Below are 12,893 nucleotides of genomic sequence, written 5' to 3'. Positions count from 1 at the left end.
AATATTTAAAGATTTTAACATATAAACGTCAATAAATTTAGGTGATGCCCATGATAAGCATTAGAGATGAGATTGGGACACCCTTAACTGATTCTGCCGTTAAAATTCTCCTTCTTGGGAGTGGCGAACTTGGAAAAGAGATAGCCATAGAGGCTCAAAGATTGGGAGTTGAGGTTATAGCGGTCGATCGGTATCCAAACGCCCCGGCTATGCAGGTTGCCCATAAAAGTTACGTCGGCAATATGAGAGACAAAGATTTTCTGTGGAGCATAGTTGAGAGGGAAAAACCCGACGCCATAATACCAGAAATCGAGGCCATAAACCTCGATGCACTCTTTGAGATCGAAAAAGAAGGTTATTTTGTAGTGCCAAATGCCAGGGCCACCTGGATAGCCATGCATAGAGAAAGAACCCGCGAGACCCTTGCAAAAGAGGCAAAAGTTCCGACCTCTCGTTACGCATATGCTTCAACCATAGACGAGCTCTACGATGCATGTGAAAAGATAGGCTACCCCTGCCATACTAAGGCCATAATGAGCTCCAGTGGAAAGGGTTCCTACTTCGTTAAAGGGCCCGAAGATGTTCCCAAAGCGTGGGAAGAGGCGAAGAAAAAGGCAAGGGGAAGTGCCGATAAGATAATCGTTGAGGAGCATATAGACTTTGACATCGAGATTACCGAATTAGCGGTTAGGCACTTCGATGAGAACGGGGAAATCGTAACGACCTTCCCAAAGCCTGTTGGCCATTACCAAATTGAAGGAGATTACCACTCAAGCTGGCAGCCTGCAGAGATAAGTGAAAAGGCCGAGCGCGAGGTGTATAGAATAGCCAAGCGCATAACCGATGTTCTCGGCGGTCTTGGGATATTTGGTGTCGAAATGTTTGTTAAAGGGGACAGAGTATGGGCCAACGAAGTTTCTCCAAGACCCCACGACACCGGAATGGTAACCATGGCCTCCCATCCAACCGGCTTTTCTGAATTTGGGCTCCACGTCAGGGCTGTGTTAGGCCTTCCGATTCCAGCTGTTGAGGAAAACGGCATCAGAAAGTTCCCGATTTTAACTCCCGCAGCAACCCACGTAATCCTTTCAAACCAAGAGGGATATGCCCCAAAGTTTAGAGGGCTGTTCAAAGCTCTATCAATACCAAACACAACGATAAGGCTCTTCGGGAAGCCTGAAGCATACAAAGGAAGACGTCTTGGTGTTGTATTAGCGTGGGATAGAGACGTGGGAGAAGCTAAGAGGAAAGCGGAAATGGTTGCCCATATGATTGAGCTGAAAACGAGAAGCGGTGAATGGCAGAGTCAGGAGTTTATAAAGGAGAAGCACCTGCTTTGATCCTCCGTGTTTTATTCCCTACACTAACATCAAGTTTAGTTAAGTACTGTTGTTTTACTGTTCATTTTTCGCTTACTTCTTTTTATAGTATGCAAAATATGTATAGAAAATACTTATAATAAAAATGAAACTTATATTAGTGTAAAATGAAAAATAACTAATGAGGGTGATAATATGGCAACTTTTGGACTTTGGTATTTTAAGTGGAATGGGCAATTCCACGAGTCGCTACTATCCTACGATGATCAAAACGCTACAGAGAGCGATTTCAGAAACAGAGGTTTTGACTATGCAGTAATTGTTGGGTTAGCTGGAAAAGACATCCAATACACTGGAGATGGTCGGTTAGATGGAGAGACTTTTGCTGAAGATGTGTTTAGGATAGTGTCAAGTATTCCAGTATATATAACAATCCCATACTACCAATATAAAAGCTCAGAACCGAGAGAAGATCCAATAGGGGGCAATAAGTATTGGCTTGAATGGGTTGATGGAGTATTGAGATTTGCAGGTTCTAACTTGAAGGGCTTTTACTGGTCATTAGAAAGTGCATGGATGTTCGTAAACTATTACAAAGACGTTCTTTGTAACCAAGGAGAAATGCCCTATATAAATCCACAAACGATAGAACTTTTAACAGATAAAATACATTCTCATGGATTAAAGTTTATTTGGATCCCCACTGCTCATACATTGTCACTTGAGTATACTGACATATGGCCAAGGAATCATGATGTTTGTGGATATAGTAATTATTCACTTCCAGGTGGGTCAGAATTTTTCGATTATGTGTTTGTTCAATCTAATTATTACCAGCGTAATGAATTTTCTCTCAAAGACTGGGCCAATAAGTTAGAGTCCTTAAACAACGAACATAATGCCTATAATGTCTTCATGGAGCTGGAATGTGATAATGCAGTGATCACAAACAGCATATATAGGGAGAGAGCTTGTGAATATGTAAAATATGCAAAAAAATATCCACATAGAGCATATTACTTTGGTACGGATTTAAAAGCTATTGATTTCATGAATGAGTACTGCCTAAATACTCTTGGTGAAAGATATGTCTAAGAAGCTTTCAGTTTCTCTTATATTATTTTTATTTTTTGGAGTATTTCCATTAGTTGGAGCAGATTATCTTGCAGATGAACAGAGATATGGGCTTCGTGTATCTTCTGTTAGCTGTTCTGGAACTGAATATGATGCTGTCTGCACTGTTGATATTTATACTCTATTCTTCCCTACAATGTGCTTTAGGTTTAACTCTTCCCCAACAGTGTTTTCATGCCCTCTTGAAGGTGATTATTCAGTTGAAACGGTTTACAAATTCTATGTAAATGGAAGTGGTGCATTCTTTTTACCAAAAGAGTTTGGGCGTTGGTACTACATAAACGATACTTGGCACTATCTGTTTTATGAAGGCAACAAAACCTACTTCTACCGTTTTGAAAGAGAGAAAAACTGTGTGATTAAGCTGAAGAGACCGAGCTATCTTTCAGCTCGCTGGATTCCAAATAAAGTGCCTGTGAGGGGAAAGGTTAAAGGAGATGTCATTATATTCTCCGATGGAAACACTACTTATAAAATTCCGCTAAAAGCTATTGAGCCATATCTCTGGTCTCCTCAGGAAGCCAATTATCTTGAGGCTGTTATATGGAAATCAGGAGCACTAATTTATCCGGCATACAAGCGAGATTTAATTCCAGTAAAAGATGGAGGATATTTACTCTGGGAAGACTATGGCAATGAGAGGTTCTTTGAGAAATATTACAACAACTCGGAAGTTGAAAGGTTGATAAAGCCAGAATACGTATTCATCTATGATGGAGAAGATGTTCAAGCCGTGCCAATTGTTGCTTTTAGATACAATCCTAATGTTACTATGTGGAATGGAACTTTCATTTGGAAGCTAGCACTAAAGGAGAAATTTTCACCAAAAGAATGCCCTAACAGAACAAACACTTTGAACTCAGGGAATAATAAAACAAAATCCAAAGGAGTCTGTGGTGTTGGTTTGCTATTATTCCTGAGCTTGATTCCTTTAATAGGACAAAAAGCAAGCACAAAAGTACTATTAGGTGAACGGCATGTTTAAGAAAATTCTTCTCTTTGTTATTCTTATTTTTTTGTTCTCTCCTTTTGTCTCAGCTAATAAATGGTCTGGCTCTGGTGTTAGGATATGGTTATCTGTCAGTGGAGGCAAAAATGATGCATTTATCACAATACATGTTGAACCGTTAGACTATACCCATTGTCCAGAAATGAACAAAAGTAAGATATGGCATATCAGTGTTCAGTCGTTCCCAGTTTTCATGAAGATTATGTACTTTACTTAAACGAGAGTGGAATTTTTCTGGGTGGTAGATATCTCGACAGAACCCCTGTGTTCTTTTATCAGAATGATTCCTGGATTATGGCAGAAACTAAAGATTATGTCAATTATCGGCTTTATATTTTTAATAAAACAACCAAGTGTTTTTATCCACTCTACAAAAACATAACTGGCCAGCGAAGATTCCTGGAAATCGTAGAAAACAGCACCTTAAGGGTCAGAGGTGTCTTAGAAAATAACACAATAGTGTTTTCTTCTGAGAAAAATACGTGGAAACTTCCAATAAAGGAAATTAATCCTTATTTATGGCTTAATGAGGAATCTAAACATTTAGTAGGAGTGCCTCTAAATGACAGACTTTTAATTTACTCCCCTCTTAAACATCAAGCACTCGCTCTGAAGAATGGTAGCTTCTTAATTAATCTTTATTCTTTCAATGAACAAGTAAGTGGTATAAGTGAGGCAATCAAACCAGTTTCGATTTTTATATTCGACGGTAAAAAGTTAAGACATGTTTCTCTTCTTTATTTAATTTACGATGTCAATGTCAAAAAACAGAGCATAGGGTACGTAGAGGAACTCTGCATTAAAGGGGGCTTTAACATCACAAAATGCGAAGATCTACTACTCGAACATTAACTCCTCAAAAAGAAAAAGGTATCTGTGGAACCTCTACAATTATGGGCCTCATATTAGTACCACTGCTATTAAAAAGGAGAAAATAACTACTCTCGCATCCTTTCTCTGTACTCCTCAAGCTTTTTCTTTAATCTTTCATCCTTCAATGCCAAAATTTCCACAGCTAATAGGGCCGCATTTTTTCCATTATCGATTCCAACTGAGGCAACTGGAACACCAGGAGGCATTTGAGCAATACTCAAGAGGGCATCCAACCCACCAAGCTTTGCAGAAACGGGAACTCCTATAACTGGTTTGGTTGTATGGGCGCAATCACCCCTGGTAACGCAGCACTTAAGCCAGCTATGGCAATGAAGACCTCATAGTCTTTCTTTGCAAGCTCCTCAACTTTTTTAGGGTTCCTGTGAGCTGAAGCGACCTCGACCTCATACTCAATCTCAAACTCATCAAACACCTTAGTGACTTTTTCCGCTATGTGTGAGTCACTTTTGCTACCCATTACAACAAGCACTTTCATTGCATTCACCATTAAGCAAAAATAAGTTAAGATTAATAAAGTTTTTGAACAGAATTCGACATATAAATGTTAATCCACTGGCCAAAATTCAACCCCTTCTTTTGTAAATGAATATCTAAACCGCTTAACTTCACCTAATTTGGGAGTCTTAAGAACTATCAGTTCTCTTTTAACGCCATCCTTCGTTATTTCACTTCTTGTCCTCAATACATATTGAGCCCTTCGATAAATTGAGGGAAGAACTTTCTCACTGTTCCCCGAATACACCCATATATTAGTTCCTTTTGGAAACTTTGTATATGCTTCATCCCTCCTCCTAACTTCCCCCGAAACTTCGAAATATCTGATTGTTTCATCTTCGCTAAAAATTTTCTCATACTCAGAAATATCCATTACAACTCCCCAAATCTCTTTTTCATTAATTAATCCTATTTGTGTCCATTTTTCCTTTATTCTTCTCACTATCCGAGCTGTTTTAGGAGATAATAATTCCATTGATACCGATCCCTCAATGTACCATACATTCTTAAGATTGTATTTTAAATCGTAGATACTGCCAAATGTGTCTATTATTGCAAATCTCTCGCTTTCTAAGAACTTCTCCGCATCAATCCCATGCTTTTTGAGAATCATAAGTAAAATTGGGAGAGGATAACTTATATTGAAGAATCCAACCAAGTGCTCTTTTTCGAGTTTTCTTCTTAGAAATTCAAGAACAATTTCTCGTCCTCGGGATCTGGCATCCATCTCATGAAGGAGCATGTATGAGGTTGGTTTTATTTTCCCTATCTCCTTATCAAGAATATCAAATTCCCAAGAATACATTATTAGACACCCCAAACAACTTAAAACTGATCTCTTCAAGTCCTTTTGTTATTATTCCAACCTCCTTCCCTTCTCTAAAGACTGTTTCCAGAACAATATCAGACCATGGATATGCTATCCCCTCTATCCCTCTACACTCACAGCTGTTATATACCGATATTATCTTTAATGTTTCTATAAACTGTTTGAAATGGCATTTTGTAAGCAACATTCGCTTATATACGATGATGGGATCCGAGAAAAGCTTGCAGACGCTGGAGGATAAGTATGTAAAGAACCATACCTCTCTTGGCTTTTTGTGGAGTAATGTTCGAGTGAGCAGTTCTCGAAACTTTTCTGTAAATACCATGTCGTCAATATACCCTTTTATTTGATAAATTCCTTCAAAGTTCCGCTCTATTTTATGAATGCTTCCAAAGACATCGAAAATAAACAGGCTTCTACCTACAACATCGTCAAAATTAATCCCAATTTCTTCTAAATTTTCCTTAAAAACGAGCAAAGGATCATACACTATAGCAAATACTGTTTTTTCATGTTCTAAAAGATGTTTCACGAGCAAAAGGCCAAACAAATCTCCATCAGATTCATAGTCCCTCTCAATTATGCTCAAAACTCCATTGTCTGGGACTGAATCAAGCAGTTTTTCTATATTCATAGCTCCTCCCTATGTATATTGGTCTGCCGCTCCTTAAATACCTTATTACCTTAGGAATAACCCATCAAGGAGATTTATTGATATATAAATGTCAAAATAAAACTTAAAAACACTAAATTTTAACAAATTCATGGTGAAGAGTATGCGTGTTTTACTCGTTGGTGCCGGAGGAAGGGAAAGTGCAATTGCCGAGGCTCTTTCAAAGGATGCAGAGCTTTATGTTGTGGCAAAACACAAGAATCCCGGAGTTATGAAACTAGCAAAGGATTATGGGCTTGCAAAAGAGACTGACGTTCAAAAAGTTCTTGAGTTTGCTTTGAAGTGGAGTGTTGATCTGGCTTTTATTGGACCAGAAGCACCTTTGGAGAGAGGAATTGTCAATGTTTTGGAAGAAAATGGAATTCCAGCAGTTGGGCCAACAAAAGAAGCTGCCATGCTTGAGACAAATAAGGCCTTTGCAAGACAAATAATGGAGAAATACAAAATCCCCGGAAGAAAGCTATTCAGGGTTTTTGATGACATAGCTGAAATGAAGGCGTGGATTGATGAGTTTGGAAAGCCAGTTGTTGTTAAACCCCTCGGACTCACCGGGGGTAAAGGAGTCAAAGTCGTCGGATACCAATTGAAGGACAACGAAGAGGCAAAAGAGTATGCAAAGGCCATTATAGAAAAAGATGGAAAGGCCCTCATCGAGGAGCGCACAGATGGAGTTGAATTCACATTTCAGGTTTTTACTGATGGAAAGAAAGTCGTTCCAATGCCTCTGGCCCAGGATTACCCCCATGCCTATGAAGGCGATGTAGGCCCAATAACCGGTGGCATGGGTTCTTATTCCTGTGAAAACCATTTGCTCCCCTTTGTCTCAGAGGAAGATTATGAAAAGGCTTTTGAGACTTTAAAAAAGACCGTAGAAGCTATGAGAAAGAACGGAACCCCCTACAAGGGAATTCTCTACGGGCAGTTCATGCTCGCTAAGGACGAGCCAAAGATAATAGAGTTCAATGCCCGCTTTGGGGATCCCGAGGCAATGAACGTCCTGCCGATTATGAAGACCTCTCTCGTGGAAATTGGTGAAGATATTATCGATGGTAACCTAAAGAAAGCTGAATTCGAGCAAAAAGCAACAGTTGTGAAGTATGTTGCCCCCAAAGGATACCCCACCAATCCAATAAAAGGAGTTAAACTTCAAATCAACGAAGATAAAATCAGAGAAGAGGGAGCCAAAGTTTACTATGCATCAATTGACGAGAACTTCACAATGCTCGGCTCAAGGGCCCTGGCCATTGTTGGAGTAGCTGATTCTTTAGAGGAAGCTGAAAAGATGGCCTCCCGTGGAATAAAGCACGTTAATGGAGATATCTTCTATCGCAGAGATGTGGGAACTAAGGAAAGTATTGCAAAAAGAATCGAAATCATGAAGAAAATTAGAGGTGAGTGAAATGATCGAAAGAGAGCAGATTCTGGAGGTTTTAAAAAACTATGATAAAGAAAAAATAGCTATCGGAGCAATTGGGAGTCATTCTGCCTTAGATATAGCAGATGGCGCCAAAGCAGAAGGATTTAAAACAGTTATAGTATCCCAAAGGGGAAGGCACAGGACATATGCTGAGTACTTTAAGCAAAAAACAACAAAAGATGGCCTCACAAAAGGCTTTATTGACGAAGTCATTGTGTTGGAAAAGTTCGGTAAAATTATCGATATCCAAGAGGAACTGAGAAAGAGGAATGTTATCTTTGTCCCCAACCGTTCATTTGTGGTCTATACGGGAATTGATAGGGTGGAGAATGAGTTCAGGGTTCCTCTCTTCGGAAGCAGAAATCTATTAAGGAGCGAAGAGAGAAGTGAAGAGAAGAGCTACTACTGGCTCTTAGAGAAAGCTGGCTTACCCTATCCTGAGCCAGTGAAACCGGAAGAGATTGACGACGTTGGTCTCGTGATAGTCAAACTCCCTCATGCAAAGAAGAGACTTGAAAGGGGATTTTTTACGGCAGCATCTTACAAAGAATTTAGAGAAAAAGCCGAGAAGCTCATGAAGCTTGGCGTAATTACCGAGGGAGACCTCGCTAAGGCGAGGATTGAGCGCTACATCATTGGCCCAGTATTCAACTTCGACTTCTTCTACTCCCCAATTGATGAGGAAGTTGAGCTCCTTGGAATAGACTGGCGCTTTGAGACAAGTTTGGATGGACATGTTAGATTACCTGCCCCCCAGCAGATGACCTTACCCGAGCATCAGTTTGAACCAGAGTACACCGTCTGCGGTCATGCATCCTCAACACTAAGGGAGTCGCTTTTGGAGAAGGTCTTCGATATGGCCGAGCGCTATGTTGAGGCCACCAAGAAATATTACCCACCCGGCATCATTGGGCCTTTCACACTCCAAACGGCTGTTGATAAAGACCTCAACTTCTACATCTACGATGTCGCCCCAAGAACCGGTGGCGGAACAAACATCCACATGGCGATGGGCCATCCATATGGAAACGCTCTCTGGAGAAAGGAGATGAGCACCGGAAGGAGAATTGCGCTTGAGATAAAGCGTGCCATTGAGCTGGACGAGCTTGAGAATGTGGTTACATGATTTACAATTTCTTGATTACTTTTCAAGAGTTTACTTATTTACAGACTTCGAATTTGGAGAAAGAATCTTTTTGCTAGTTACTTTTTTTAGAAATTTATTAACTTTAAATTATAAACCACAAGTTTACGAAAGTTTTAAAATATGTTATATGTTATGTCTTTAGAATACTTCTTTGGGACATTATACAAACAACCAAGAGTTCAATGAACAATAAAAGGTGCTTAATATATGTCAGTAAATATAAGAGATGTCCTTGAGGAATCTATAAAAGTCTCAAAAAATCTAAAAGGAGACATAGTCATAACAATAATTCTTTTCCTTATTCTTTCTATTTTCGGATACGCCCAAGCAATGCTCATGAAGAATTTTATAGATTCTCTTGTATCATTACAGGAATTTTCAACAATCTCAAAAATTGGATTAGCTCTGCTGGTTCTCACATTTTTAAGCTACTTAGGAAGTTTTTATGGGGAGTTCATGCTCCAGAGATTGGGAATCAAAGCTTTAAAAATATTTTCTCAAGATTTGGTTTTCTCTATTCATAGGGCAAAACTAGGAAAAATAAGCAGTGGAGATGTAATAGCGAGATTCGTTTCGGACTTACCAGAGCTCAGTCTGGGATTAGCAGGTTTAATCCCTGGATTAAGTGTTCAGTTGATTAATATTGCAGTAGCAACGTTTACCCTATATTCATTATCTCCAACAATGCTTCTTGTAGCTGTCTTAATAATCCCAATAAACTATGCTATCTATAAGAAAGCATCAGGAAAATCCATTGAGTATTCAAAACGAGAAAGAGAATCATTGTCAAAAGTAGTTGCTGTTACCAAAACAAGCATTGATAATCTTTTCTTTATTAAACGTTTGGATAAGTACGAATATTTTGAAGAGAGATTCTCCATGAGTCTTTCAGAGTGGTTAAAGAATATGACAAGATTCCTGCGGGTAAGGATATTCTTCCAGAAATCGTACTATTACACAAGCAGTATAGCTCGACTGATAATGTTGCTTGTTGGTGGTTGGCTGGCAACAAAAGGACTCGCCTCAGTGGGAGCAATCGTAGCTTTCACGAACTATTTACCGCAATTCTATGAACCTCTTACTAATCTGGCTAATTCATTCACATATCTCAATGCACTTATCCCTTACGTAGAGCGCTATAAGGAGATAGTAAACATTGAAAAAGAAGACCTTGATAAGGGGCATGAGTTAAAATCGGTCAAAAGCATTGAATGTAAAAATGTAAGTGTTGGCATTTTAAGTAATGTGACTCTAGAACTCAAAAAGAACGAAACAATTGGAATCGTTGGACCCATAGGTTCTGGAAAAACAACCCTGGCATTAACTTTAATCAGGTTACGTGAGCCAGAGACTGGCCACATTTTAATAAATGGGAAAGATTACCGGGTTTATAGTCTTAGGTCTTTAAGAAAGAGGATATATTACCTACCATCTAAAGACTGGATTTTTGATGGAACTTTAAAGGAGAATTTGATGCTTGACGAAGTGTATCAAGAGGACGAAGTTATTCATGTTCTCAAGATTGTAGGAATAGATTTTGCCGAACTTGATGATTATATAACTAGTAAAGCTCTTTCTGAAGGACAAAAACAAAAAATAGCACTGGCAAGGGCACTTTTAAGAAAACCGGAGGTTTTGATACTTGATGAGGCCACAAACAGTCTTGATGTTCAAAATGAAGCTCAAGTCCTCGAAAAGATTCGAGAGTTTTTAAAGGACTCGACTTTAATTATAATATCGCATCGTTTAACCGCTCTAAAAAATGCTGATAAGATATTTGTTTTAAATAAGGGGAAGATCCTTGACTCTGGCAAACATGAGGAACTCTACGAAAGATGCTCCCTGTATAGAACGCTCGTTGAGAACTCAAGAGTATCTTAGGGGATATAAATCAAAGCATGTCTTTGGGCTAGTTTTTAAAATTATGGGAGTCTAGGCATTTAACACAACAGTTTAAGTCATATTCTTGGCAATGACATATTATGTCCTAGATACGGGATTGATATCTTAGTGAAGATTGATCTATTGTTGCGATTTCATGGCTTTACTACAATCACTTTTTATGAGAGTGGTGAAAAAAGTTTTAATTAACATTTTTATGCATAAATAAACCTTAAAAACCCTAAATTTTTACATTTTTTTGATAAGGTGATGCTCATGAAGTGGAAAGCTAAGGTTGTAATCCGCTTAAAAGAAGGGCTTAACGATCCCGAGGGGAGAGTCATTGGAAAGGCCCTCAAAAACTTAGGCTATAAAGTTGAAGAGCTGAAGGTTCCAAAATATTTCGAGCTCATTTTTGAAAGCGAAGCTCCAGAGAAAGATGTCGAGGAGATGTGCAAACGCCTGCTTGCAAACCCGGTTATCCACACTTACGAGTACCAAATCGAGCCCTTAGGTGAGTGAAATGCCAAAGTTTGCCGTTATAGTATTCCCAGGGACAAACTGTGATTTTGAGACTGTTGAAGCAATTAGAAAAGCTGGAGGAGAAGCGGAGAGAGTTTGGTACAAGGAAAGCCTTAAGGACTTTGATGGAGTCGTTTTGCCCGGAGGCTTCAGCTATGCCGACTACCTGAGGGCGGGAGCAATAAGTGCAAGGGCAGAGGTGATGGATGAAGTGAAGGAGTTCGCCCGTGAGGGAAGGCCAGTTTTGGGTATATGCAACGGCTTTCAAATCTTAACGGAGTCAGCTCTTCTGCCGGGAGCATTGAGACCAAATAAGATTCCAAGCTTCCTATGCAAGTGGGTACACCTTCGCGTTGCCGACACCGAAACACCGTTCACAGGGCTCTACGAACCGGGAGAAGTTATTAGAATGCCCATAGCCCACGCGGAGGGCAACTACTACGTTGAAGACCCCCCGAAGGTTAGAGTCGTTTTCCAGTACAGCGACGAGAAGGGCAACGTAACGGAAGAGGCGAACCCAAACGGCTCGCTCCTTAACATAGCCGGTATAAGCAATGAGAAGGGCAACGTTCTCGGCATGATGCCCCATCCGGAGAGGGCGAGCGACCGCTTTCTGGGGAGCGAGGATGGATTGAGGCTCTTCAGGAGCATGGTGGATTACGCCAGAAGGTGAATTTTTGATTTTTTATACCCTAGTTCCCACCACCTGTGAAGTTGTATAATCTGTCCAGATTCACAGCCAGAATCGCCCCTAAAATCCTAACAGCCAAACCCCTCAAACTAACACTCCTGCTCGGTATCAGAAGAAACTCAGAAAACTTCGAAAACAAAGTCTCAATCCTCCTCCGAAAATCAGACAGGTACTTGTAAAACTTCCTCTCCCCCAGACTACCAATCTGACTCTCCCGCTTTACCGGCGTGTAAACAACGCCAAACTTCAGGAATTCCTCTTCAAACTCCCTGCTAACATACCCCTTATCCAAAAACAGAAAACAACCAGTGAACTTTTCAACAATCACCCAGAATTTCTCCCTGACAACGCTCACATCATAAAAGCAGGGATCAACGGACAGCAAAGCCAGCAAATTCCCATCAGAGTAACAGGGCAGCTTGTACCCATAGTAGAACTTTTTTTAGATGGAACAAACTCAACCGCGGGCTTTCAGAGATGACTTCTGAAGAATCTACCTTCCCTTTCCTGCTTTTTCTGGCCAACTCCTTGGTCTCAACTGGTTTTGAGTCGATTATTCTGACGTGTCCTCTGGCGTATTCGTAGGATTCTTCCTGAGTTATGATGGAGTTTTTCGTGCCCCTTCAAGCGTTCTGTCAGTTTGTTGTACCTGATTTTTGGGAAGAGTTTCATTTCCTCGATTAAAACCCTGTAAGCGTGTTTGTAAACTCCGTTAAAGTGTAAGTGTGTCAGTATTGCGCGTTACGCGTAGAGGCTGATTACTTCCCTGCGGGTGTTTTTCGGGTAGTGTTTGCTGACTATCGGGTAAATCTCGGATTTTATGATCAGGATTTCCTTCTGGAAGTCCATAACAATCCCCAATCAACCAAAAAAGTTAAATGC

General features: G+C 40.0%; 11 protein-coding genes and 2 pseudogenes. 9 read left to right on the top strand and 4 right to left on the bottom strand.

The genetic code is table 11. The features are described from left to right. Positions 1-50: 50 nt before the first annotated feature. From purT to ADU37_RS10765, 4 genes are all read left to right on the top strand, one after another. Positions 51-1,340, top strand: a complete 1,290-nt coding sequence (purT, locus tag ADU37_RS10785) for a phosphoribosylglycinamide formyltransferase 2 (protein ID WP_058947579.1) — start codon at positions 51-53, stop codon at positions 1,338-1,340. Between the two features lie 174 nt (positions 1,341-1,514). Then, positions 1,515-2,414 carry a DUF4855 domain-containing protein gene (locus ADU37_RS10780; RefSeq protein ID WP_058947578.1) on the top strand — a complete coding sequence of 300 codons (900 nt, stop codon included), beginning with the start codon at positions 1,515-1,517 and terminating at the stop codon, positions 2,412-2,414. Further along, entirely contained in the window at positions 2,407-3,438 is a 1,032-nt protein-coding gene (locus ADU37_RS10775; RefSeq protein ID WP_058947577.1) for a hypothetical protein, read from the top strand. The genes ADU37_RS10780 and ADU37_RS10775 overlap by 8 nt, the downstream gene beginning before the upstream one ends. Positions 3,439-3,621: 183 nt before the next feature. Further along, positions 3,622-4,314 (top strand): hypothetical protein, encoded by a 693-nt coding sequence (locus ADU37_RS10765; protein ID WP_144433284.1) that lies wholly within the window; start codon positions 3,622-3,624, stop codon positions 4,312-4,314. Between the two features lie 86 nt (positions 4,315-4,400). Here ADU37_RS10765 and purE read toward each other — a convergent pair. From purE to ADU37_RS10750, 3 genes and pseudogenes are all read right to left on the bottom strand, one after another. Beyond that, positions 4,401-4,831 (bottom strand): annotated as a pseudogene (purE, locus tag ADU37_RS10760) (5-(carboxyamino)imidazole ribonucleotide mutase). Positions 4,832-4,900: 69 nt separating this feature from the next. Next, entirely contained in the window at positions 4,901-5,656 is a 756-nt protein-coding gene (locus tag ADU37_RS10755) for a hypothetical protein (protein ID WP_058947574.1), read from the bottom strand. Continuing rightward, positions 5,637-6,314 carry a hypothetical protein gene (locus ADU37_RS10750; RefSeq protein ID WP_058947573.1) on the bottom strand — a complete coding sequence of 226 codons (678 nt, stop codon included), beginning with the start codon at positions 6,312-6,314 and terminating at the stop codon, positions 5,637-5,639. Before ADU37_RS10750 ends, ADU37_RS10755 begins: the two co-directional genes overlap by 20 nt. Before the next feature lie 142 nt (positions 6,315-6,456). Here ADU37_RS10750 and purD point away from each other — a divergent pair, with 142 nt between their 5' ends. The 5 genes from purD to purQ all read left to right on the top strand — a co-directional run bounded on the left by purD (position 6,457) and on the right by purQ (position 11,993). Continuing rightward, a complete protein-coding gene (purD, locus tag ADU37_RS10745; protein ID WP_058947572.1) occupies positions 6,457-7,752 on the top strand; it encodes a phosphoribosylamine--glycine ligase in 1,296 nt (431 codons plus the stop codon). Between the two features lies 1 nt (position 7,753). Then, entirely contained in the window at positions 7,754-8,896 is a 1,143-nt protein-coding gene (locus ADU37_RS10740) for a formate--phosphoribosylaminoimidazolecarboxamide ligase family protein (RefSeq protein ID WP_058947571.1), read from the top strand. A 228-nt stretch (positions 8,897-9,124) separates the two neighbouring features. Next, positions 9,125-10,798, top strand: coding sequence for an ABC transporter ATP-binding protein (locus tag ADU37_RS10735; protein ID WP_042702001.1), 1,674 nt, complete (start codon positions 9,125-9,127; stop codon positions 10,796-10,798). A 276-nt stretch (positions 10,799-11,074) separates the two neighbouring features. After that, the gene (gene purS / locus ADU37_RS10730) at positions 11,075-11,320 is read left to right on the top strand and encodes a phosphoribosylformylglycinamidine synthase subunit PurS (protein WP_004067617.1); all 246 of its coding nucleotides are present in this window, start codon (positions 11,075-11,077) and stop codon (positions 11,318-11,320) included. Between the two features lies 1 nt (position 11,321). After that, a complete protein-coding gene (purQ, locus tag ADU37_RS10725; protein ID WP_058947570.1) occupies positions 11,322-11,993 on the top strand; it encodes a phosphoribosylformylglycinamidine synthase I in 672 nt (223 codons plus the stop codon). A gap of 19 nt (positions 11,994-12,012) precedes the next feature. On the opposite strand, the pseudogene ADU37_RS11175 reads toward purQ, so the two are convergent. Beyond that, positions 12,013-12,860, bottom strand: a pseudogene (locus ADU37_RS11175) (IS982 family transposase). Positions 12,861-12,893 lie beyond the last annotated feature (33 nt).

The sequence above is a fragment of the Thermococcus sp. 2319x1 genome (genome assembly GCF_001484685.1).
Lineage (GTDB): Archaea > Methanobacteriota_B > Thermococci > Thermococcales > Thermococcaceae > Thermococcus_A.
This window is presented reverse-complemented; position numbering and strand designations above follow the sequence as displayed.

What these genes read in the sequence shown, in the direction of transcription:
- purT (WP_058947579.1), top strand. Translation starts at nt 51, where the DNA reads ATGATAAGCATTAGAGATGAGATTGGGACACCCTTAACTGATTCTGCC.
- ADU37_RS10780 (WP_058947578.1), top strand. Translation starts at nt 1,515, where the DNA reads ATGGCAACTTTTGGACTTTGGTATTTTAAGTGGAATGGGCAATTCCAC.
- ADU37_RS10775 (WP_058947577.1), top strand. Translation starts at nt 2,407, where the DNA reads ATGTCTAAGAAGCTTTCAGTTTCTCTTATATTATTTTTATTTTTTGGA.
- ADU37_RS10765 (WP_144433284.1), top strand. Translation starts at nt 3,622, where the DNA reads ATGGCATATCAGTGTTCAGTCGTTCCCAGTTTTCATGAAGATTATGTA.
- ADU37_RS10755 (WP_058947574.1), bottom strand. Translation starts at nt 5,656, where the DNA reads ATGTATTCTTGGGAATTTGATATTCTTGATAAGGAGATAGGGAAAATA.
- ADU37_RS10750 (WP_058947573.1), bottom strand. Translation starts at nt 6,314, where the DNA reads ATGAATATAGAAAAACTGCTTGATTCAGTCCCAGACAATGGAGTTTTG.
- purD (WP_058947572.1), top strand. Translation starts at nt 6,457, where the DNA reads ATGCGTGTTTTACTCGTTGGTGCCGGAGGAAGGGAAAGTGCAATTGCC.
- ADU37_RS10740 (WP_058947571.1), top strand. Translation starts at nt 7,754, where the DNA reads ATGATCGAAAGAGAGCAGATTCTGGAGGTTTTAAAAAACTATGATAAA.
- ADU37_RS10735 (WP_042702001.1), top strand. Translation starts at nt 9,125, where the DNA reads ATGTCAGTAAATATAAGAGATGTCCTTGAGGAATCTATAAAAGTCTCA.
- purS (WP_004067617.1), top strand. Translation starts at nt 11,075, where the DNA reads ATGAAGTGGAAAGCTAAGGTTGTAATCCGCTTAAAAGAAGGGCTTAAC.
- purQ (WP_058947570.1), top strand. Translation starts at nt 11,322, where the DNA reads ATGCCAAAGTTTGCCGTTATAGTATTCCCAGGGACAAACTGTGATTTT.